The sequence below is a fragment of the Yoonia sp. R2331 genome (assembly GCF_041103235.1).
GTDB lineage: Bacteria > Pseudomonadota > Alphaproteobacteria > Rhodobacterales > Rhodobacteraceae > CANMYO01.
Genome location: NZ_JBGCUN010000001.1, coordinates 1,933,548 through 1,955,139 on the forward strand (window position 1 = coordinate 1,933,548; position 21,592 = coordinate 1,955,139).

At 60.2% G+C, this 21,592-nt stretch carries 18 protein-coding genes; 5 read left to right on the forward strand and 13 right to left on the reverse strand.

Annotation, left to right across the window (positions count from 1 at the left end):
- Positions 1–13: 13 nt before the first annotated feature.
- The 4 genes from AB3Y40_RS09930 to AB3Y40_RS09945 are packed head-to-tail and all read right to left on the reverse strand — an operon-like array spanning position 14 to position 3,905.
- On the reverse strand, positions 14–1,045 hold the full coding sequence (locus AB3Y40_RS09930) for a cysteine synthase A (protein WP_369439634.1): 1,032 nt from the start codon (positions 1,043–1,045) through the stop codon (positions 14–16).
- A gap of 51 nt (positions 1,046–1,096) precedes the next feature.
- On the reverse strand, positions 1,097–2,221 hold the full coding sequence (locus AB3Y40_RS09935) for a gamma-glutamylcyclotransferase (protein WP_369438629.1): 1,125 nt from the start codon (positions 2,219–2,221) through the stop codon (positions 1,097–1,099).
- Positions 2,218–2,658: a TrgA family protein gene (locus AB3Y40_RS09940; RefSeq protein ID WP_369438630.1), complete on the reverse strand. Its 441-nt coding sequence runs from the start codon at positions 2,656–2,658 to the stop codon at positions 2,218–2,220. The genes AB3Y40_RS09935 and AB3Y40_RS09940 overlap by 4 nt, the downstream gene beginning before the upstream one ends.
- A gap of 38 nt (positions 2,659–2,696) precedes the next feature.
- On the reverse strand, positions 2,697–3,905 hold the full coding sequence (locus tag AB3Y40_RS09945; RefSeq protein WP_369438631.1) for a class I SAM-dependent methyltransferase: 1,209 nt from the start codon (positions 3,903–3,905) through the stop codon (positions 2,697–2,699).
- 217 nt (positions 3,906–4,122) lie between these two features.
- Here AB3Y40_RS09945 and AB3Y40_RS09950 point away from each other — a divergent pair, with 217 nt between their 5' ends.
- Positions 4,123–4,536 carry a hypothetical protein gene (locus tag AB3Y40_RS09950; RefSeq protein ID WP_369438632.1) on the forward strand — a complete coding sequence of 138 codons (414 nt, stop codon included), beginning with the start codon at positions 4,123–4,125 and terminating at the stop codon, positions 4,534–4,536.
- Here the strand turns inward: AB3Y40_RS09950 and AB3Y40_RS09955 are convergent.
- The 4 genes from AB3Y40_RS09955 to AB3Y40_RS09970 all read right to left on the reverse strand — a co-directional run bounded on the left by AB3Y40_RS09955 (position 4,533) and on the right by AB3Y40_RS09970 (position 9,467).
- On the reverse strand, positions 4,533–5,954 hold the full coding sequence (locus AB3Y40_RS09955; protein ID WP_369438633.1) for a cryptochrome/photolyase family protein: 1,422 nt from the start codon (positions 5,952–5,954) through the stop codon (positions 4,533–4,535). The two genes, AB3Y40_RS09950 and AB3Y40_RS09955, sit on opposite strands and share 4 nt — an antisense overlap.
- A 71-nt stretch (positions 5,955–6,025) precedes the next feature.
- Positions 6,026–6,463: an SRPBCC family protein gene (locus AB3Y40_RS09960; RefSeq protein WP_369438634.1), complete on the reverse strand. Its 438-nt coding sequence runs from the start codon at positions 6,461–6,463 to the stop codon at positions 6,026–6,028.
- 42 nt (positions 6,464–6,505) lie between these two features.
- Positions 6,506–7,723 carry an aminotransferase class V-fold PLP-dependent enzyme gene (locus AB3Y40_RS09965; RefSeq protein WP_369438635.1) on the reverse strand — a complete coding sequence of 406 codons (1,218 nt, stop codon included), beginning with the start codon at positions 7,721–7,723 and terminating at the stop codon, positions 6,506–6,508.
- A gap of 67 nt (positions 7,724–7,790) precedes the next feature.
- Positions 7,791–9,467: a BCCT family transporter gene (locus AB3Y40_RS09970; protein WP_369438636.1), complete on the reverse strand. Its 1,677-nt coding sequence runs from the start codon at positions 9,465–9,467 to the stop codon at positions 7,791–7,793.
- 185 nt (positions 9,468–9,652) lie between these two features.
- On the opposite strand from AB3Y40_RS09970, the gene AB3Y40_RS09975 reads away from it, so the two are divergent.
- Entirely contained in the window at positions 9,653–9,883 is a 231-nt protein-coding gene (locus AB3Y40_RS09975; RefSeq protein WP_369438637.1) for a hypothetical protein, read from the forward strand.
- 5 nt (positions 9,884–9,888) lie between these two features.
- Here the strand turns inward: AB3Y40_RS09975 and acuI are convergent, their stop codons facing one another.
- The 5 genes from acuI to AB3Y40_RS10000 form a co-directional block, all read right to left on the reverse strand.
- Positions 9,889–10,872: an acryloyl-CoA reductase gene (gene acuI / locus AB3Y40_RS09980; RefSeq protein ID WP_369439635.1), complete on the reverse strand. Its 984-nt coding sequence runs from the start codon at positions 10,870–10,872 to the stop codon at positions 9,889–9,891.
- Between the two features lie 86 nt (positions 10,873–10,958).
- Positions 10,959–12,059 carry a dimethylsulfoniopropionate demethylase gene (locus tag AB3Y40_RS09985; protein WP_369438638.1) on the reverse strand — a complete coding sequence of 367 codons (1,101 nt, stop codon included), beginning with the start codon at positions 12,057–12,059 and terminating at the stop codon, positions 10,959–10,961.
- 3 nt (positions 12,060–12,062) lie between these two features.
- Positions 12,063–12,566: a DinB family protein gene (locus AB3Y40_RS09990; RefSeq protein WP_369438639.1), complete on the reverse strand. Its 504-nt coding sequence runs from the start codon at positions 12,564–12,566 to the stop codon at positions 12,063–12,065.
- Positions 12,563–13,270: a DUF1326 domain-containing protein gene (locus tag AB3Y40_RS09995; protein WP_369438640.1), complete on the reverse strand. Its 708-nt coding sequence runs from the start codon at positions 13,268–13,270 to the stop codon at positions 12,563–12,565. The genes AB3Y40_RS09990 and AB3Y40_RS09995 overlap by 4 nt, the downstream gene beginning before the upstream one ends.
- 13 nt (positions 13,271–13,283) lie before the next feature.
- The gene (locus tag AB3Y40_RS10000) at positions 13,284–14,060 is read right to left on the reverse strand and encodes a DUF2182 domain-containing protein (protein ID WP_369438641.1); all 777 of its coding nucleotides are present in this window, start codon (positions 14,058–14,060) and stop codon (positions 13,284–13,286) included.
- A gap of 67 nt (positions 14,061–14,127) precedes the next feature.
- On the opposite strand from AB3Y40_RS10000, the gene AB3Y40_RS10005 reads away from it, so the two are divergent.
- The 3 genes from AB3Y40_RS10005 (at position 14,128) to AB3Y40_RS10015 (ending at position 21,467) form a co-directional block, all read left to right on the forward strand.
- Entirely contained in the window at positions 14,128–14,856 is a 729-nt protein-coding gene (locus AB3Y40_RS10005; RefSeq protein WP_369438642.1) for a FadR/GntR family transcriptional regulator, read from the forward strand.
- A gap of 54 nt (positions 14,857–14,910) precedes the next feature.
- Positions 14,911–16,020 (forward strand): FAD-binding domain-containing protein, encoded by a 1,110-nt coding sequence (locus AB3Y40_RS10010; RefSeq protein WP_369438643.1) that lies wholly within the window; start codon positions 14,911–14,913, stop codon positions 16,018–16,020.
- Between the two features lie 167 nt (positions 16,021–16,187).
- Complete coding sequence (locus tag AB3Y40_RS10015) at positions 16,188–21,467, forward strand: Hint domain-containing protein (protein ID WP_369438644.1); 5,280 nt, start codon at positions 16,188–16,190, stop codon at positions 21,465–21,467.
- Positions 21,468–21,592: the final 125 nt, after the last annotated feature.

Below are 21,592 nucleotides of genomic sequence, written 5' to 3' on the forward strand. Positions count from 1 at the left end.
ATCGCGCCCAAGGTTACACGTCCTCGGCCACAGATGGTATGTCGGCAGGCGCACGATCCAACCACGCCGGCACTGGCAGCCCTTTTGATTTCAGAAACGCAGGGTTCCAAACCTTGGACTGATATCGCGTGCCATAGTCACACAGCATCGTTGCAATCGTGTGCCCTGGCCCAAGGTCGCGTGCTAACCGGATGGCCCCTGCGATATTGATTGCCGTCGACCCACCCATGCACAACCCCTCGTCAGCCAGCAAATCATAGATCAACGGAAGCGCTTCGGCATCGGGGATCTTATAGGCAAAGTCTGGCTTGAACCCTTCCAGGTTGGCCGTAATCCGCCCCTGCCCGATCCCTTCAGAAATACTATCGCCAGACGCGGGCGTCTCTCCGGTGAATAGCTTGTAAAGCCCTGATCCATCGGGGTCCGACAACGCGATCTTCACGCCCTTGGGCTGCAAGACCTCGGCGACACCGGCCAACGTACCGCCCGACCCGCAGGCGCAGGTAAACCCATCCAGCTTGCCGCCCGTCTGTTCCCACAGCTCTGGCCCGGTGGTTTCCACGTGGGCCTGCCGGTTGGCAATGTTGTCAAACTGGTTGGCCCAAACTGCGCCATTTGGTTCTGTCTTGGCCAAGGCGGCGGCCAACCTCTGTGAATACTTCACGTAATTGTTTGGATTGGCATAGGGCACCGCAGGCACCAGCACCAATTCCGCCCCGGTCAAACGGATCATTTCTTTCTTTTCGTCTGATTGGGTTTCGGGCATCACAATGACGGATCTGAACCCCATCGAGGCCCCCACCAACGACAAACCGATCCCGGTGTTGCCCGCTGTGCCCTCCACGATGGTGCCACCGGGTCGCAAATCACCGCGCGCCACCGCGTCGCGGATCATGAAAAGCGCCGCACGGTCCTTGACTGACTGGCCTGGGTTCAGAAATTCTGCCTTGCCCAAAATGGTGCAGCCCGTCGCCTCTGACGCGGCGCGCAGCTTGATCAATGGGGTGTTGCCAACGGCGGCGGCTAGGTCGGATTTGATGTGCATCTTGGGGCCTTTGTCCTGTTGGTTCATGTCTAGGCGGCGACACCGCCGAACTCAAGCGCGCAAGCGGTCCCGGTTCAATGCCAGCCAATAGAGCATCGCCAGCAAAGGACCTGCGCCAATCTCTCCGGTCCGGGCCAAATCCATCGCGCGCGCAAAGGGGATCGTATGCAGCCGCAGGTCTTCGTGCTCGGCCGCCAGCCCGCCGGAATAGGCATCCCGATCAGCAAGCGTTGTCAGCCCCAGATAACAATAGAAAAAGTCTGTGGAAGCACCGGGGCTTGGATAAAAGCTGTTGATGGGTTCCAGCACCATGTCTTCCAGCCCCGCCTCTTCCGCGGCTTCACGCAGTGCGGCGGCCTCTGGCGTCTCACCTGCATCCACGATGCCCGCCACCGGTTCCAGAACCCAAGGGTTCGGCTCTCCCAGCCGCAGTGGCCCCATGCGGATTTGTTCCACCAAAAGCACCCTTTCACTGACCGGGTCATAAGGCAGCACAAGTGCGGCATCGACACCCAGAAAAACTTCGCGCGGTAAGACCCCGCTGCCCTGTCCGTCAAAGCGCTGATGGCTGACCTCAAACGACTGCAGCGCGAAAAAGCTGCCCTGTGGTGGCGACATGGCCCGTATCGCCGCAACGCTTCCGTCCTCAAATCGGTTGTGATCACTGCGCAGGGAGGTGGGGGCACGCCGCGTGCGCGCGCGGGTCCGCGCCCACGCGCGGGACAAGGCCATCGGCCAGCGCGACGCAAACCCCGCCTCATCGGGCAGCGGATCGCGGGCAAACATCTCTTTTGCGGCATCGGTCACGGCTGCGCAATTTTGCGCCTCCCAATCCTGAAAAGACCACGCCCAGCCGTTCGAACTCTGCCCCTCAGGCGGCAAATAAACCTCTGCCTCTTTCGGTCCGTCCGCTGTCTGCACTGTGACGGTATGGCGCGTGTAGTCCCAAGCCATCTCAAACAGATCAAACCGCGCCATCGCGGCAGGCGTCACGTTCCGCAACAACAGCCCCTCTGCCTGACCGTCAATCTCGGCAAAGATCGTCGGCACAACGTCGCCCACAACACCTGTGACCTGGTAATGATCGAGTGTCGCAGGCGCGTGGCGAAATCTATCTCCGCCGACGGCCTCCATCAGCGGAAAGGCGCGTAACGTGCCGTAAACAAACAGGTTCAAGGAAAGCGTTTCGCGTAGAATTCCGAAAAGAAGGCCGCACAAATCGCGCCAACGACCAGGGCCACGCCCACCTCTTGCGTGCCCAGATCCTGCGCGTATTCCCACATCAGTTGGAACACATCAATCACCGCCTCGATCGGACCGTCATAGCTGCGGCGCATGGATTTCTGCAGCATATCTGCACCCGCCGTCAGAAACAGGATCCAGAACACTTGCGCCGCCACACCGGTAAATCCGTTGCCCACCGCCGCCGAATAGCCGCGACCGGCGCGCTTGCCCATCACCACCCAACCGGCCCAGACACCGGCCAGGATACATAAAGGCCACCAGAAACCGGGCAAAGACCCCTCTTCGAAAAGTGGCGATGTCAGATAAGCCAGATAGCCCCCCAACAGGGCAAGGGCCAAGGCGGCGGTCAAACGTCCGGCTGTCGGCATGGGTCTGCTCCCTCGTGCAATCCGCCCGAGGGCCGCGTTCAGTGGGCCCTTGTGACGGTAATCTGCGTTACATCGCAGTTTCCGCTTTTAAAGGTGCTCGCGCAAGAGGTGAGGTAAAAGTTCCACATTTTGCGGAACCGGTCATCAAATCCCATACCGGCGATTTGGTCCCACTTGGCGTTGAAAACCTCGTGCCAGCGCCGCAAGGTGATATCGTAGGACGGTCCGAATTCGACCGACTTTGCAACCTTCAACCCTGCCGTCTCAACCGCTTCACGCAGCTTTGTGGGGCTGGGCAGCATGCCACCGGGAAAGATGTACTTTTGGATGAAATCCGGGCCGCGTTGATAGACATCCCAGCGGTGGTCCGCGACGGTGATAATCTGCAACGTTGCATTCTTGCCCGGCTTCAAACGGTCCCGCACGGTGTCAAAATAGACCGGCCAGTACTTTTCACCCACCGCCTCGAACATCTCGATGCTCGCGATCCCATCATAGGTGCCGGTCTCATCACGATAGTCCTGTAGCTTGAACGTCACCTGATCGGAAAGACCAGCCTTTTCAATACGCTCCACGGCGTAGTTAAACTGCTCCCTGCTGATCGTCAGGCAGGTTACCTTTAATCCACGCTCTTTAGCGGCATATTCTGCAAAACCACCCCACCCGCAGCCGATTTCCAGCACGTGATCGCCCGGTTGTGCGCCCATCTGATCCACCATGCTGGCGTATTTCTGGGTCTGCGCCTTTTCCAGACTTTCCTGCCCTGTCTCGAACTTGGCTGATGAATAGGTCATCGTATCATCAAGCCACAACCCATAGAAATCATTACCCAAATCGTAATGATAGCTGATGTTCTTTTTGGCTTGCCGCTTGGAATTTGACTGCAGCCAGAACCGCAACTTTTCCCACAAACGCACCAATCCCTGCCCGGGAAAGCCGTCATACATCTCTTCGGCCTCGTCATGAACGAGATCCATAAAGGCCTGCAAATCCGGTGTGCTCCACCAGCCGTCCAGGTAGGCATCGGAAAACCCCAGATCGCCTTCGCGGATCGTCCGGGTGAACAGATCCGGGTTATGCACTTCAATTTCGGCAACATGGCCCGGTGCGGGCCCTTCCAACCGAAAGATGCGCCCGTCTTGCAGCTTGATGTCCAACCGCCCGCGTTTCAGCCCACCCAGCCTGTTGAATACAGCTGAAAAGTAACGCGGGAGGCTCTTTTGCCCCTCGGTCGAAGTCAGTATCATCGTGTTCCCTGTCGTCTTAAGTGGTCAGACGCGGGGGTTATTCCCCCTGCCCGTTATCATTAACCTTTGTTACGTCAAAGTCACGGTTCCGGATGCGTTTAGTTTCGTAAATGTGGGTCGGGACTGGATTTATGGCGCATCGCGTGGTGTAGACATCGCAACACCCCGGATGCGCGGGGCTTTGAACTGGGGAATACAAAAGATGGGTATGATGCGGATGATCGGCGCTGGACTGGCGCTGCTGACAGTGGCGGGATGTGACGGGATCGCGGTGGCCAATGCGCCTGCCGATCAAATCGCCGTTGACACTCCCACGGTGCAGGCGCCCACTTCGATCACCGGTGTGACACCGCAGATGCTGCCACAAGCCATCGCCACCGGCCCTGCCCTTGACCTCAATTGGACCAACCGGTTCCAACCCAACGTCGCTTATGTGAACACCGGCGTTCTGGCCCTGCCGGTTTATTCCGGCCCCGACGGTCAGGATGTGGTGGCCCGCCTGTCCCCCGGCAACGGCGGCGGCATTGATGCCTGCGCGGTCGAGGTCAACATGTGCTCTGTCGCCTTTGGCGAGCCTCTGCGCCGTGGCTGGGTCTTCATGGATAACATGGCCCCCGCACCCGCCAGCTAAGCCTTTTCGCGATTGCTATAAGCCTCCAACGCCCGCGCGCGCCCTGCTTCGGGCGTGACAATCGGGCTGGGGTAGCTGTCGCCGGGTGACATGGCCCAGCTTTTGGGGATTGCGTCGAAATAGGCCAGCGCCTCGTCAGCGGGATTACGATACTCTTCGGCGATCCAGCGGCCGACATAGGTGCGATCCTTGTCGAATTTGTCCAGCTGCGTGACCGGGTTGAACACCCGGAAATAGGGCGTGGCATCGGGACCAGAGCCTGCCGACCATTGCCAGCCCATCGCGTTGGAACACGGGTCCCAGTCGATCAGGCAATCTGCAAACCAATCTAGCCCGATCTTCCAATGGCTCATCAGATGCTTGGTCAGATAGGACGCCACAATCATCCGACCCCGGTTGTGCATTGTGCCCGTCACATACATCTCGCGCATCGCCGCATCGACAAACCGCACACCCGTGCGCCCGCGTTTCCAGGCCGTCACCTCTGCGGTTTCATCGCGGTTCCAAGGGAAGGCATCCCACTCCGGCTTCCAATTGCCGGATGTGATATGCGGCGTGTGGTGGGTCAGGTGATATGCAAATTCGCGCCAAACCAACTCCTTCAGGAACACTTCTGCATCCGCCTTTCCCGCGTGCAGCGCAGCCCAGCCTGCATGCCAGCAGGTGCGCGGGCTGATTTCACCATAGGTCAGGTTTTCCGACAGGCGAGAGGTGCCGTCGACCCCCGGCAAATCACGGTTGGCCTGATAGTGGGCCACCTTGTCGTCGATGAAAGTCGCCAGTCGGGCCTCTGCCGCGACTTCGCCCACCGTGCAATGCGGCCGCAGCACATCTGCCCCGCGCTGCATTGCGGCCCCCATATGCCAGCTGTCCAACGCATCGCTCTGGGGCCAACTGCCCGGCGCAGGCAAGGCGGCTGGCGCGGGCAAGGCGCTGGCAATCTCAGCCCCGCGCACAGCCTTCCACATCGGTGTGAACACCCGGTAGAAGCCACCTGTCTTGGTCTGCACTGTCCAGGGCTCAAACAAGACATGGCCCGGAAAGCTCTCGGCGATGACACCCGCATCTTTCAACGCTGCTTTCACACTGGTATCGCGCGCCTTGGACGCCGGATCATAAAGCCGCGACCAATAGACCGCCCCCGCCCCGGTCTCGGCAATCAAGGCCTGCAAGACCGCCAACGCTGGCCCGCGCCGCAGGATCAGGCGGCTGCCAATCTCTGCCAGTCTTGACGCCAAATCGGCCACCGACAAACCCAGACGAAACTTTGGTGCGGCACCGTGCGTCTCAACGACTTCATCATGAATGAAGACCGGGATCACCGGCCGTCCCGTCGCCGCGGCGGCACAAAGTGCCGGATGATCCGCCAGCCGCAGATCGCGCCGAAACCACAGAATAATTGGTGTTGTGTCAGACATGAACGCCCCTTGCATGTGAACCCCGCAACCTAGCGCGCGGGCCACCGCGTCAAGGGATGCCTTTGGCGCTCTCAGCCCATCTCAGCCTCGGCAAAACGCTTGAAGTCCTGCATCATCTTCTCGGTCTGTTTGCGGAACATGCCGGGGGCCACAAACGCCATGACCTTCAGAAACCCACTACAGCGAAAATCGCAATCCATGTTCCAGCGGGTTGCCTCGCCCAGATCCGTGAATGTGTTCACATTCCGGTTCCACACGCCTTTGGTCTCGTACACCGCCACCATCCGGTCAGGCATGGCATGTTCTTCCAGCGTCTCGATCATCTCGATCTCGCGCTTGCCCATCTTGTAGCGGATGCGGGACCTCGACCCGACCGCGCCAAATTCACCCTCAAAGTGCTCAAAGCTCTGCAAGCCGTCCTGCCACTGCATCAGGTTGTCAGGATCATCAAACAGCGCCGTGACCCGGTCGCGCGGGCCATTGATGTCGATCGTGCATTGGTATTGCATGGCATCTCCCCCGCCTGATCCTACCTGATTAGACGGGGCGGATCAAAGCACCTGATCCAGCGCCGTGATCAACTGATCCACCTCAGCACGGCTGGTGTAATGCGTAAACGATACCCGCAGCACGCCGTTTTCAGGGTCCACCCCCATCGCGGTCAGCGGGCGTATGGCATAGAAATCCCCGCCTCCCGCCATGACCCCATGTGGTGCCAATTCGCGGGCCAGCGCCTCTGCATTGCCCTGCGCGGCCAAGGCCACGGTTGGCGCGCGTCGGGCTGCCTCCACAGGGCCGATCACCCGCACCGAGTTCTTGGCGGCAACGTAATCCAGCAAGGGCTGCAGCAAGGCAACCTCGGCATCCCGCATAAGCCTATGCGCATGCCGCGCTGCACCGGCCCCGCTGGCGGGCCCGCCGTGATGTGCGCTCAGCGCCTCAAAATAATCCGCCATCCCCGCACTTGCCGCGATCTGCGCGTGGTCCGGACCCGCAGGCGTGAACCGCTGATACAAGGTCCCGCCATTAAAGAAATGCCCCTGATTGGGCAGTGCAGTTCCGAACGCCCGGCGGATCACCATCAGCCCCTGATGTGGACCATAGGTCTTGTAAGCGCTGAACAGATACACATCACACCCCAGCGCGCCCACATCTTCAAACCCATGTGGTGCGTATGAAACCCCGTCCACGCAAGTCCGCACGCCGTGGTCGCGGGCCACGGCGCAAATCGCAGCCACATCATTGATCGCCCCCACCACGTTGGAACAATGCGGAAAACACAACAGCTTGGCCCCATCCAGCAGCGCAGGCAAATCTGCGAGGTCCAACTCTCCGGTTTCGGGGTCCACCTGCCACTCGCGCACCGTGATCCCTGCGTCCGCCAACCTGCGCCACGGCCCGGAATTGGCCTCGTGATCCTGATTGGTCACCACGATGGCATCACCTGGCATCAACCAACCTCGCACCGCCTGCGCCAGCACGTAAGTGTTCTGCGTGGTCGACGGCCCAAACGACAGCTCGTCGGTGTCCACACCCAGCATCGCGGCCAAGCGGCTGCGGGCCTCATCCATCTCGGCCCCCGCCAATTCTGAGGCCGGATAGGGCGCATAAGGCTGCACCTTGCGCTGCGTGTAATAGCGCGTCAGCCGGTCAATGACCTGCCCGCAGGTATAGGACCCGCCTGCGTTTTCAAAAAAGGCCTGCCCTTGCAAGGACGGCTCGGCGAAGGCGGGAAATTGGGCGCGCACCCATGCGGTATCAAGTGTCATGCGCCGACCTTACGAAAAAGGCCCCGGCGCGCAAGCACCGGGGCCTCTTGATTTTCAGGTTTACGCTTTATTCAGCGGGTGTTGTCACCGGATCAACGGTCACAGAGTCGACGCCTGCCGCTTCTCTGCGGCTGTCGTTAAAGATCGCCTTGATCAGCGCCAGACACATCAGCGCCATCACGATCGAGAACGGAAGCGCCCCGATCACCATAGCGGTCTGAATGGCCCCGGTTCCGCCAGAGATCAGCAATCCGCCAACCACCAGTGCAAGTGCGGCACCCCAGAACAGGATGTGCGGACGTGCTTTTGGACCTTCGTCGCCAGCGGCGTTGATGGTGTTCACGATCAACACGGCCGAGTCGGCAGATGTCACAAGGAACGTCATCAGCAAGACCACGATCACAACCGCCATGCCCCAGGCCAACGCGTCGGCAATCGGGGACAACATGAACTCTGTCATCGCAAAGATCTTGTCACCGTTTGCCGCGTCCAGAATGACGCCATTTGCACCACCGTTCAGCTCCAGATCGATGGCTGTACCACCGGCCCACGCAAACCAGACAAAGCACATCAGCGACGGCACGATCATCGCACCCAGCACAAACTCGCGGATCGACCGACCGCGCGAAATACGCGCCAGGAACAATCCCACGAATGGTGCAAATGCGATCCACCAGGCCCAGTAGAAGACCGGCCACCAGCCCTGCCATTGCGTCAGCAGGAAGGATTCAGACCCTTCAACACCGTCAGAGGTATAGACGTTGAAGCTCAGCCCAGGCAACGCGACCAGATAGTCGTAGATGCCAATGAAGAAGGCCGATGCACCAAAGAATGTCGCGCCAAAGATGATGAAGAAGCTCAGCAAGAAGATCGACAACACCATGTTGATGTTTGACAGCCACTTGATGCCCTTGCCGACACCAGACAGCGCAGACAAGGTCGACGCGCCCATGATGACCAGCAGGGCAACAACGATCCCCGTTGTGGTCGCGGTACCGTCTTCCATCGCCAGTCCGCCGATCCCAATCCGTGTCAGACCGGCGACAAACTGTTCCACCCCAAAGCCAAGCGTCTGCGCCACACCAAGAATGGTGGCGACCACAGCGACAATATCAATGATATGACCCGGCATCCCGGACAGGGATTTGCCAAAAAGTGGTGTCAGCGATGACCGGATGGTCAGCGGCAAGCCGCGGCGATAGCTAAAGAATGCCAGAGACAGACCAGCAATCGCATAACAGGCCCAGGCGCCCAAACCCCAGTGCAGGTAGGACCAGACATAAGCCGTGCGGACGTTATCCGCATCCAACGCCGTGGTGATCCCCTGAATGACCGATGGGTTGTTCTTGAAATGCGCGACGGGTTCCGCCACCGCCCAAGTCAACATGCCGACACCGATACCGGCACCAAACATCATCGAGAACCAGGAAAAGTTTGAAAACTCAGGCTTTTCTCCGTCCGCCCCAAGGTTCAATCGTCCCGCGGCGGGCCAGATCGCAAGCCCGATACACACAATCACAAACGCGGCCACGACCCAGATGTACCAAGCCGCAAAACTGGCCAGAATGGCCGAGTTCCAGGTGCCCAGCACGTTCCCAGCCTGCACAGGCCAGAAGATACACCAGACGACAAGCACACTGATAATGATTTTACTTATCACCGTCACATTGACGCTGAAGCCACGGTAAAACCCGGCCTCCGCCGTCTTGATCGGCAAATCCGATAGAGGTGGTTTGATTGACATTGTGGTGTTCCCTATTGGCTATTTTTTTGTGCAACAAGCCTACGACGACCGCATTTCAAAAAGAAGTGTTAACTCCAATTTTTTATCGCTTTTTTGGCAATTTTTGGTGCTTCAGAGACCTTATTTCGTGCTTCTTTCGACACATGGCCGGTCAAGACAGGCAAAAAAGGAAAAATCAACGTTGAATGCAAAAATCGACACGAAGCGGTGCCTTGGAAAGCAATCCCAAAATGACATTTGAATATCTAGAAAACGCGAAGGCTTCGCCGGGATTTCACAAGGGCAACGGCCAGACCTCGGCGATGGTTTTCAAGAACAACAGGATCGCACGGCTCGACAAAAACCGGCGCGTAGCCGCGCGTCCAAAAAAACAAAAGGCGCCCCCTCAGGGACGCCCTTTTTCACCCGGAATTTGAGTGGATCAGCCGTTCACATCGACCACGACCCGGCCCTTCACCTGACCTTTCAGAATGTCACGCCCAAGGGCTGGCAGATCAGACAACACAGCCGGTTGCACCATCGCTTCCAGCTTGTCCATCGGCAGGTCCTTGGCGATCCGCGCCCAGGCCCGCACCCGATTGTCATAGGGCTGCATCACACTGTCGATGCCCAAAAGGTTGACCCCACGCAGCAGGAACGGAATGACCGTCGCAGGCAAACCTGCACCACCGGCAAGCCCAACCGCAGACACGCTCGCCCCATATTTCATCTGCCCCAGCACACGTGCCAGCATCTCACCACCAACAGCGTCGACGCAGCCGCCCCATGTCTCTGCTTCCAGCGGGCGCTTTGTGGTTTCATTCAATTCTGTGCGGGGCACGATCTGCGTGGCACCCAGCCCGGTCAGATAATCCGCCGTCTCGGGCCGCCCGGTGACAGCAGCCACCTGATGCCCCAGATTGGCAAGGATCGCTGTCGCAACCGACCCGACACCGCCCGCGGCACCGGTGACCAGAACCGGCCCATCCTTGATCCCGTGATCTTCCAGCGCCATCACCGCGAGCATCGCAGTGAAACCCGCCGTCCCCACGGCCATCGCCTGCCGCGCTGTGATGCCGTCGGGAAGTGGCACCAACCAATCACCTTTCACCCGCGCTTTCTGGGCATATCCGCCCCAATGCGCCTCGCCCACGCGCCAACCTGTCAGCACAACGGCGTCGCCGGGCTTGTAGCGCGCGTCGTCCGACGCCTCGACCGTGCCCGCAAAATCAATGCCCGGCACATGCGGATAATTCCGCACCAAGCCGCCACCCGGCCCAATGCACAGACCGTCCTTGTAGTTCACCGTCGAAAAATCGACCGCAACCGTCACATCCCCCTCGGGCAGTTGGTCCTCGGTGATCTGCTGCACAGCCGCAGCGGTCTTGCCTTCATCGTTCTTGGTCACAACCAATGCGTTGAACATGTCTTTTCCCTTCATCCGGGGGCGCTGCCCCCTGCTTCTTCTGGCCAAAAATATCCCCGCCGGAGGCTCCGACAAGGCCGACAGCGCTAAATCCAAAACTTCTCTTGCACGACTGCATCCCGCAGCCCGTCCGGTGTCTCCACCTGCAACGTGGTGCCTGCGTCCCAATGGGTCATCCGCACCATGCCAATTGCAACACCTGTTTCAAAGTCGGGTGATGCCGCGGCAGAGGTCACCTGACCCACGCGCTTGCCACCTGCCAACAGCGGCCAGACGTCATCACACGGTGGAATGTCACCGGCAATGCTGATCGGACGCACCTGTTGAATCGGACCTTCCTTGGCAACCCGCAACAGCGCATCGCGGCCCACACACCCAATCGCCGTCTGTGTCGAACAGAACCGCCCCAGCCCGGCCTCGTGCGGTGTGTTATGGCGCGTCATATCATTGCCGTAGGACAACAGCCCCCCCTCGATCCGTTCAATCAGGTTGGGGCATCCGGCATGCACATCCAGATCCTTGCCCGCCTCAAACAGCGCATTCCACAACGGCATCCCATTGGCAGTGCCATCGCAATAAATCTCGAACCCGCCCTGTTTGGAGTACCCCGAACGCGCCACCGCCATCGATGTGCCTTGGAAATCAAACCAGCCAAAGCGGAAGAACTTCGTGCTGCGCACCGCCTCGCCGAAGACCCGCGCCATCAGTTCGTCGGCAAGCGGCCCTTGCACCGCAAGGGGCGAGACATCAGGCTCATCGACCAGCACATCCAACCGAAAGCCGTATGCCAAACCTTTGACCCAAAGCAGCAAATCGCTGTCTGCAATGGAAATCCACCAGCGGTCCTCTGCCAGTTTCAGCGCCACCGGATCGTTCAGCATGCCACCTGTCTCATCGACGATAGGCACATAGAAACATTGCCCCGGCAACATCCCGCGCAGGTCACGCGGCGTCAGCATCTGCATCAACTTTGCGGCATCCGGGCCACGCAGTTCGATCTGACGCTCAACCGCGACATCCCAGACCTGCACCGCGTTCTTCAAATGGTGGTAATCCTCGACCACCGACCGAAACACTGTCGCCAACCGCATGCGGTTATAGACCGTAAATGACTTGACCCCTGCCGCCTCGACGCCGGGGGTAAAGGGTGTGGCGCGCACGCGCCGCGAAGTTGATAGCCCTGCCATCCGTCAGTCCTCTGGCATGAAGACCAGATCCGTGTCATCAGGTTTGGCCCCCGCCGCCGTCAACATGGCGTGGACCTGCCCCCGATGATGGGTCTGGTGATTGAAAAAATGTGTTACACAATGGCCTACTGGCTTGTGAACTTCGCGGTTCATAGCCCCCGAAAACCAAGACAGCTCACCAACCAGATCAAGCGCCGAAAGCTCCGCGGCCCACTGCTTGATCCTGCCATCCGTGCGAAAACGCGCCGCCCACCAATCGCCAATTGTGGCGGTGTGATCGACACTTTGCTTAATCGACGTTGCGGGGCTTTCGCCACCATCAAACCGGCCGATCCACAGTTGATCGGCCCACAACAGATGGTTCAGCGTGGCCCGGATCGACCCAAAGAAAGCACCCCGATCCTGATCTAGATCGGTCGCCTTCATCGCCTCGACAATCTTCCATATCGCATTGTTTTGCCACGCATTATATCGCGCCATCACGCGGCAATACTCCGGCGTGATCACGGTTTGGGGCCTTTCCAGTCAATCGGGCAGATCTCTGCCGATTTACCGCCAAAATCCCAAACCCGGCCGTAGTCGCGCACTCTGGATTTCGTACCAGCGGCGGCAATGATGTCGGGGCCCATCCAATACTTGGAATTGCTGACCATCACCGGATGATCCGGGTCCGCGCCCTTCATCATCTCGATCTCGCCTTGGATCTTGCGTCCGATATAGATGCCGCGCTTCGTGCCCTCGCGCACGATTTCGACCTTTTCACGCTCTGCCCCGATGATCTCGGACACCAGCATGGTGAACAGCCCCGTGGTGCCGCCCGCCTGCCCGGAAAAGATTTTCAGGATACCGTTATAGGCTTTCTGGCTGGACCGCTCATCGACATAAGCCGCAACCTTCCAATTGCCTTCGGCCATGCGGCCCGGAATGTCGACCAGCAGACCGACGTTCAGACCCGAAAGATCCTCGCCCTCGAAATGGCCTTCATCAATCGCAATCGCCATCCAGGCGTGACAATGCCCCTCGGTCGGAGGATGTGCGCCCAGCGACACCACACAGGGGCAGAACACCGTGCAGGAACAATTCAGGAAAAGCTCTCCCTTGATTGCCCAATCAGTTGGTTGCAGCTTGCGGCGCTTGGGGTTGTCCATGCGCTGGTCGATGCGTTGCGAAATCGCGATGCGATCACTTGGTGCGCGTTTCTTATCAGCCATTTATCAGCCTTTCCTAAAGTGATGTTGCGGCCAGCGCCACACCAGATGCAATCAAGAGATACCCCATCGGGCGCGTCACGCGGTGCCCGATCTGCGGCAGTTTTTCGAGAACCATGAACAGTGTCGCCAGCCCCATCCAAGCAAGGTTCATCACCCCGCCTACAAAACCCAGAGCCATGAAGCCCCAGCAGCACACGACACAAAACGCGCCCAGCCCCAGCCCCATACGCAGGCCACCGGCAAATCCGGTGCGCCAGTGGCCAAGAAAATAGCTCATCGGTGCATGGCATACGCCATGGCAAACCTCTTTGGTGCGGGTGAACTGGAACGCACCGACCGCAATCAGCAAACCGGCCTGCAACCAGACCGATTGCGCACGGCCCAGCATGTCCACCACGCCGCCAAACAACAGCACGATCTGAGCGCCGGAAATCACTGCGGCGGCGACCACCCACATCACGAAATATCCCAGCAACACACCCAGCCATCCGGCCCGCGTGCCATCGGCACTGACCATCAATCGCTCATAGGTGGTCAGGGTTGGCACCATCGTCGGCAGCATCATCGCTGCCATCATGATCGCCCACATCAGGAAAACCGGCCCAAACCGCGCCATCGGCATGTCCATCGGCATTCGGGGGTCCATTGCGGCCATCGCCTGCCCTGCGGATCCCGGCCGCCCCAACAGGTCCAGATCCATATCAATCGCCATCACATACATCATCCACCACGCCACAAGGATTGCGCTGAAAAACGCAAGCCACAACGTGGACCGCATGACATGATGCATAAGACGCGCCTCCCAAAGCGACTCAGGACTTGCTAAATCAAATGTCAGACTTTTAAATGTCTGACAAATGAAAATTGATCCAGACAACCCCGCTGATCTGTCCGCACAGATCGCCAAATCAATCCGCGACGCGATTGTGTCGGGTGATTTGCGCGTTGATGACCGCCTGCCGTCAGAGGCAGAATTGTCCGAGCAATTCGCGGTCAGCCGTTCCACCGTGCGCGAGGCGCTCAAACGTTTAGGCGCGCAAAGCCTGATCCGCACGCAACGCGGCGCGACCGGCGGGGCCTTTGTCAACAAGCTGACCTACCCCGACGCTTACGGCCAGCAAATCACGACCTCGACGTTACTGCTGTCGATGAACGCGGTCAGCTTTGCCACAGCCTGCGAGGCGCGTTATGCGCTTGAACGCGCCTGCGCGCCCCTTTCAGCCCAGCGCCGCACCGCAGATCATCTTGCCACCATGCGGGCCGAAGCACATCGTCAGGCACAACCGGGCCTGACGGACGAGGCGTTTTGCGCTAGCGACGTGGCCTTTCACCGCGCCCTTGTCGATGCCGCGGCAAACCCCGTGCTGTCCTACCAATTGGCTGGCGCGGTCGAGGCGATTGAACCCCTGATGAACATGATCACCTTCAGCGCCCGGTCCCGCGAAACCATCGTCGCCTTGCACAGCGCCATCGCCGATGCGATCGAGGCGCAGGACGCTGCGTTGACCGACGTCAAACTGGCGGAGCTGGCGAGCTATACCAACGATCTGGCGCAAAGCGTTTTTGCCGCCCGTCAAAAGACCTGACAGCCACCGTCCCTGTGCCTTGACCCGGTCCCCAAACGCCATAGCTGTCGCGTCATGCCCGACTTCCCGCCGTCCCGTAATGCCGCCCATGCCCGGCTAACCGCCTTCTTGCCTGCCGCCGGTGTCGCCTATGCCCGCACCCGCAATTTTGACCGCGCAGGTCATGTCTCAGCATTGTCGCCCTACATCCGCCACCGCGTGATTACCGAAGAGGACGTGCTGCGCGCCACCCGCGCCGCCCACAGCTACAAGGCCGCTGAAAAGTTCATTCAAGAGGTCTACTGGCGCACCTATTGGAAGGGCTGGCTGGAACTGCGCCCCGCGGTCTGGGACCAGTACAAGGCCGACCGCACCGCAGCCTGGAACGCTGTGCAAACCCAATCGGGCCTGCGGCAGCGGTGGCAGGATGCCTGCGCAGGCGACACTGGCATCGCCTGTTTCGACCATTGGGCGCGGGAATTGGTGCAAACCGGCTATCTGCACAATCATGCGCGGATGTGGTTCGCCTCGATCTGGATTTTCACGTTGCAATTGCCTTGGTCACTGGGGGCCGATTTCTTTCTGCGCCACTTGCTGGATGGTGACCCGGCGGCCAATACCCTGTCGTGGCGCTGGGTCGGCGGGCTGCAAACGGTTGGTAAGACCTACCTTGCCCGGCGCGCCAATATTGCCGAACACACCGATGGCCGGTTTGATCCGGCCGGCCTTGCCAGCCATGCACCGCCACTGACCGGCCCACCCGCACCGCGACCGGGCCCGCCGCCTGTGTCCGATCCCTTGCCCACCTCGGGCCGGATCGGCCTTTTGGTAACAGAAGAGGACATGTCCCCCGACTGGCTGCACATTACACCTGTCGCCACAGCATTTTGTCAGACAACAGACCACCGAAGCCACTTGCAAGTCGCACCGCAAGTTACTGAATTTGTGTCGAAACTTTCTGATGCTCCCAAAATTATTCCTGCTGGCATCCGCGATTGGATGACAGCACACAAGCTCGACCACGTTGTGACCTCCTACATCCCCGTAGGCCCAACCCGCGATGCCCTTGCAGAGGCGCCCCTGATCCAGCGCATCCGCGCCTATGACGCTGCCGCCTGGCCGCGTGCCACTGCAGGTTTTTTCAAGTTCAAAACCGCCATTCCAAGCTTGCTCGCCGGGCTTTAACCCGGCGTTACGAACTGGGGCAGCCCTGCCCCAATTCGGTCAAGACAAACTCAAATTTTCCATGCCTTGAACCCAATCTCGCCACGCCTTCCGCATAGGTCATGAGGCGGGACAGAAGGTTCGCAGCGTGTTGGTGCTGCATCAGAACCCACGAGGAGAGAGCAGTAATGGCAACCGGTTATCTGGTAAATCTTGGCGCGGATGGCGTTCTTGGGATCGATGACACGATCTCGGGCAGCCAGTCGACGTTCACCGAAGACGGCGCTGCAATTGCAACCGGTAGCTGGGTTTGGACAGGCGTCTGGACCGGCAATGGCCAAACATACTCCAACATCCCCGACACCGGTCTGTTCTACCTCGGCACAGACGGCAACACCTACTTCATCCCCGATACCTGGACCATTTCCAGTGGCTCTGCCGTGGTGACCTCTGCCCTTGATGGCACTGTTGATGGCACCTCTGGCGACGATGTGATCAACGCCAACTACACCGGCGACCCCGGCGGCGACCAAACCTCTGGTGCGGATGACACGATCAATGCAGGCAGCGGCGATGACACCGTGCAGGCAGGCCTGGGCGATGACATCATCGACGGCGGCACCGGCAACGACAGCATCACCGGCGAAACCGGCGACGACAGCATCTTAGGTGGCGCGGGCAATGATATCCTGCGCGGCGACGAAAGCGCAGGCACCGGCCGCGCTGTCTTCCAATGGAGCGCGGCCCCCGACCCTTCCGGCGATGGCTCTGCTATCGACGACGGCGACTTCATGACCGCAGGCTTCGGCCAGGACACCGGCGGCACAACGATCACCTATGCCTATAACGCCTCGCCCACAGGTTTCCCCGATGGCTCTGGCGGTTCGGACACAACGCCCGAATACAGCACCCTGACCAACGTTGTCAGCGGCATCAACACCGGCGGCGCGCCGGTGGACACCAACAGCTCTCTCTGGATCGGTGGTGATCTGGCCAGCTCCGCCGCCGACCTCACCTTTGCGGACCCGGTCACCAACGTCTCTTTCCGCGTCAACGACATCGACAGCAACGGCATCTTCACCGACCGCGTGACGATCCGCGCCTATGACGCCAACGGTCTTCCTGTCACCGTGACCCTGACCCCGGGTGCCAATCTGATCCTCGATGCGACCAACAACAACGTCACCTCAAACGGAACCGCTCACAGCGCCAACGATCCCGAAGCCTCGGTCCTGGTGAATATCCCCGGCCCGGTGTCCCGGATCGAGATCATCTATACCGACACCGACCAGACCGGCGATGACGGTCTGGTCAACGTCACCGACATCTACTTTGACGAAGTCGCCGACCCCACCGGCGACGACACCATTTCAGGTGGCCTGGGCGACGACACGATCTTCGGTGACGGCGGCAACGACCTGCTGACAGGCGATGACAACAATGACGAAATCTACGGCGGCGAAGGTGCCGATTCCGCCTTTGGCGGCACCGGCGATGACACGGTATCTGGTGGCGAAGGTGCCGACTACATTGATGGCGACGCAGGCAACGACACGCTTTACGGCGGCGGTGGCGCGGACACCATCGTTCTGGACGCAGGCAATGATGTGGCCTTCGGCGGCTCGGGCGGCGACGACATCTCGGCCACGGGCGGCGACAACACCGTCTTTGGCGACGGCGGTGCAGATACCATCACCATGGGCGCAGGCAATGACGTCATCGACGGCGGCGACCAAAGCGATGAAATCTACGGCGGTGCAGGTGACGACATCCTCGACGGTGGCGAAGAGGCCTCAGTCGGTGACGATGACACGCTTTATGGCGGTGCTGGCAACGACACCCTGACCGAAACCGAAACGGACGCAAATTCCAACGACGAACTGCATGGCGACGCGGGCAACGACACGCTGTCATCCAACACCGGTGTTGATACGCTCTATGGTGGTGCGGATCGCGACACGCTGATCCTGTCTGACACCAGCGGCGCAGACCAGATCGAAGGCGGCGAAGCGGGCGACGACTACGACGTCCTCGATGGCTCGGGCCTGACCCAGGACACGACCATCACCTGGACAGGCGCGGAACAAGGCACCGCCAGTCGCAACAGCGAAACCGCGCAGTTTTCCGAAATTGAAGAGGCGCGCACCGGGTCCGGCAACGATACCATTGATGCATCCGGCTCGCCCTCTGGCGTTGTTGTCGACAGCGGTGCTGGCGATGACAGCATCACCGGCTCTGCGGCTGACGATACCATCGACGCGGGCGACGGTGCGGATACCGTCGATGGCGGCGCTGGTGACGACACCATTGATCTGGGTGGCACTGGCCCCGATGGCGATGCGGACCTGCTGGTCTTCTCTGATGGTGACGGCAATGACACCGTCACCAATTTTGATGCCCCAACGCCCAATGGCGATGGCACCTTCACCGGCATTGATCTGCTGGATGTCTCCAGCCTGACGGATGCGGGCGGCGACCCGGTCAATACCCATGATGTGACCGTCACGGATGATGGCTCGGGCAATGCGGTGCTGACTTTCCCCGGTGGCGAAAGCATCACGCTGGTCGGGATTTCACCTGCGGATGCCGATAATCCTTACTACCTGACCGCAATCGGCATCCCCCTGCCGGACGGCACAGTTGAAGGCACGGCAGGTGCTGACACCATCGACGCAAGCTATACTGGCGACCCCGATGGCGACCGGATTGACGCCGACGATGTGATCATCCCGGGCCACGGTGCAAATGATGATCTGGTCTATGGCTACGGCGGCGCTGACAGTATCACCTCCGGCGACGGCAATGACACCATCTATGGCGGCACGGGCAACGACACCATCGACGGCGGCGCAGACGCGGACACGATCTTTGGTGGCGCGGATGCCGACACCATCATCGGGGGCGGCGGCGATGTCGTCGACGGCGGCGAAGCGGGCAATGACAATGACACGCTGACCGTCTCTGCCGTGGACCGCATCGAATATGACGCGGGCAATTTTGAAAACGGCACTGTCTACTTTGCGGACGGCACAACGCTCGACTTCACCAATATCGAAAACGTTGTGGTCACTGACCGCGACGGCACGGTCAGTGGCACCGCCGGTGGTGATCTGATCGACGCGGGCTATACCGGCGACCCTGATGGTGACGTGGTGGACGGCGATGACGCCATCCTGCCCGGTGACACCGACAATGACGACCTGATCGAAGCAGGCGCAGGGAACGACACGATCATCGCTGGCGACGGCAATGATGACATCTTTGCAGGCACAGGCGACGACACCGTTTTTGGTGGCGCCGGGAATGATTCAATCAATGGCGAGGGCGGCAACGACACGCTCTCCGGTGGCGCGGGCAGCGACACAATCCTCGGAGGAGGGACGCTCATGGGCGGTGGTGACGACGATTTTCTCTTTACGGACCCGGGCGCTGGCCCCTCGTCTGTTTATGGTGGGGTTGGCAACGACTTCATCATCGACCAGGGCGATGATGCCAGCCATGACTTGCTGGATGGCGGCACCGGAAACGACGATATCCTGGGCGGGCGCGGCAATGACACGATTGTTGGCGGCGACGGTGATGACACTGTCGGCGGCGGCGACGGCGACGATGTTTTCTTTGTTGGCGACGGTGTCGGCATCGACTTGATCACCGGTGGCGAAGACACTGAAACCACCGGCGACACCATTGAAATGGGTCAGCACGAATTTGTCGCCGAAGATGGCAGCACCGTCTATGGCGGCGTGACCGAAGACATGATCGTCGACTTCACCGGCGATGAAGCGGGCACAATCTCGGCTGACTCCAACACCGATGATGGTGACGACACCAACGACAAGACCGTCACCTTTAGCCAGATTGAACAGATCAACCTTGGCTCCGGCAATGACACCGTCAATGGTGACAGCAACGCCAATAGCGTCGACATGGGCGACGGCGATGACACTTGGGTCCAGCAGGACGGCTTTGGTGATGACACCATCGTCGGCGGCGAAGGCGGCGAGACGACAGGCGACCGCATTGACGGCTCTGCCCTGACCACCGCTGTGACGGTCGATTTCTCTGGCGACGAAGCAGGCACGCTGTCTGACGGCACCGACACCGCGACATTCTCGGAGATCGAACAGATCGAAACCGGCGCGGGCGATGACACCGTGCTGGGCGATACCGGCAACGACAACGTCAGCACCGGCGCGGGCAATGACACCTTGTCCGGCGGCGCAGGCGACGACAGTTTTGACGCAGGCGCAGGCAACGACACGCTGGATGGCGGCACCGGCAATGACACGCTAATTGGCGGCGACGGCGATGATACCTTCTCGCTCACCGGCACCTTTGGCGACGACACCATCACAGGCGGCGAAGCAGGCGAAGTCGCTGGCGGCGACGTCATCGACGCCTCCTCCCAGACTGACGACCTGACCGTCAACTTCTCAGGCGCAGAGGCTGGCACAATTTCGGGCGGCGGCTCCAACGCCAACTTTGCCGAGATCGAACAGATCATCACCGGATCAGGCGACGATCAGATCAACGGTGGCGCTGGCAATGACAACGTGTCCACCGGCGCGGGCAATGACACGCTGATCGGCGGCGCGGGCGAAGACACGCTGATTGCAGGCTCCGGCAACGACACCCTGACCGTGGCAGAAGGCGACACCGCCTCTGGCGACGAAGGCGATGACACCTTTGTCGTCACGGACCTTGCCGAAACCACCACCGGGGCGATCAACATCGACGGCGGTGCGGGCAGCGAAAGCACCGGCGACACGCTCGATATCAACGGGCTGGCCACCGAAACCGTGGCCCAAATCCGCGCCAATGCGGTTGACGATGGGACCGGCAGCTATTCCGGCTCTTACACGATGACCGATGGCACGGTTGTCACATTCTCCGAGATCGAGAATATCATCTGCTTCACGCCCGGTACCAACATCGCCACCCCCCACGGCGCGCGCGACATCGCGGACCTGCGCGTGGGCGATATGGTCGTCACCCGGGATCACGGGCTGCAACCCATCCGCTGGATCCAGCGCCGCACCGTGCCCGCGCTCGACCGCTTTGCGCCCGTGCGCATCCGCCCCGGCGTGGTTACCGGTCTGGAACGCGACCTTGTCGTCTCGCCCCAACACCGGATGCTGTTCCAAGGCTACCGCGCCGAACTGCTCTTTGGCGAAACAGAGGTGCTGGTGGCCGCCAAACACCTCGTTGACGGCGTGCACGTCACCCAGGACGAAAGCGAAACCGTCACCTATATCCACATGATGTTCGACGAACACGAAGTGGTCTATGCCGAAGGTGCGGCCACCGAAAGCTTCCACCCCGGCAGCATCGGCCTCTCGGCCATCCACGATGCCGCGCGCGAAGAACTGTTCCACCTGTTCCCGGACCTGCGCGCCGACGTCAGCATCTACGGCGACACCGCCCGCAAATGCCTCAAACGGCACGAGGCCGACCTCCTGCGCGTGTAGACCATCGCCATGCCGCAGCACGGTCGCAGAATAAGGTCAGCCTAGCGACAAGAGAGCACGCGGCGCAGCAGCGTCGTGCAGGTTGGGTATCGCCCGGCCAAGTCTGAATTCGCTGCCGCACGCAT

Bases quoted from the DNA above. Each gene is read 5' to 3' on its own strand.
- AB3Y40_RS09930 (WP_369439634.1), bottom strand. From the start codon at position 1,045: ATGCACATCAAATCCGACCTAGCCGCCGCCGTTGGCAACACCCCATTG.
- AB3Y40_RS09940 (WP_369438630.1), bottom strand. From the start codon at position 2,658: ATGCCGACAGCCGGACGTTTGACCGCCGCCTTGGCCCTTGCCCTGTTG.
- AB3Y40_RS09945 (WP_369438631.1), bottom strand. From the start codon at position 3,905: ATGATACTGACTTCGACCGAGGGGCAAAAGAGCCTCCCGCGTTACTTT.
- AB3Y40_RS09950 (WP_369438632.1), top strand. From the start codon at position 4,123: ATGATCGGCGCTGGACTGGCGCTGCTGACAGTGGCGGGATGTGACGGG.
- AB3Y40_RS09955 (WP_369438633.1), bottom strand. From the start codon at position 5,954: ATGTCTGACACAACACCAATTATTCTGTGGTTTCGGCGCGATCTGCGG.
- AB3Y40_RS09960 (WP_369438634.1), bottom strand. From the start codon at position 6,463: ATGCAATACCAATGCACGATCGACATCAATGGCCCGCGCGACCGGGTC.
- AB3Y40_RS09965 (WP_369438635.1), bottom strand. From the start codon at position 7,723: ATGACACTTGATACCGCATGGGTGCGCGCCCAATTTCCCGCCTTCGCC.
- AB3Y40_RS09970 (WP_369438636.1), bottom strand. From the start codon at position 9,467: ATGTCAATCAAACCACCTCTATCGGATTTGCCGATCAAGACGGCGGAG.
- AB3Y40_RS09975 (WP_369438637.1), top strand. From the start codon at position 9,653: ATGCAAAAATCGACACGAAGCGGTGCCTTGGAAAGCAATCCCAAAATG.
- acuI (WP_369439635.1), bottom strand. From the start codon at position 10,872: ATGTTCAACGCATTGGTTGTGACCAAGAACGATGAAGGCAAGACCGCT.
- AB3Y40_RS09985 (WP_369438638.1), bottom strand. From the start codon at position 12,059: ATGGCAGGGCTATCAACTTCGCGGCGCGTGCGCGCCACACCCTTTACC.
- AB3Y40_RS09995 (WP_369438640.1), bottom strand. From the start codon at position 13,270: ATGGCTGATAAGAAACGCGCACCAAGTGATCGCATCGCGATTTCGCAA.
- AB3Y40_RS10000 (WP_369438641.1), bottom strand. From the start codon at position 14,060: ATGCATCATGTCATGCGGTCCACGTTGTGGCTTGCGTTTTTCAGCGCA.
- AB3Y40_RS10005 (WP_369438642.1), top strand. From the start codon at position 14,128: ATGAAAATTGATCCAGACAACCCCGCTGATCTGTCCGCACAGATCGCC.
- AB3Y40_RS10010 (WP_369438643.1), top strand. From the start codon at position 14,911: ATGCCCGACTTCCCGCCGTCCCGTAATGCCGCCCATGCCCGGCTAACC.
- AB3Y40_RS10015 (WP_369438644.1), top strand. From the start codon at position 16,188: ATGGCAACCGGTTATCTGGTAAATCTTGGCGCGGATGGCGTTCTTGGG.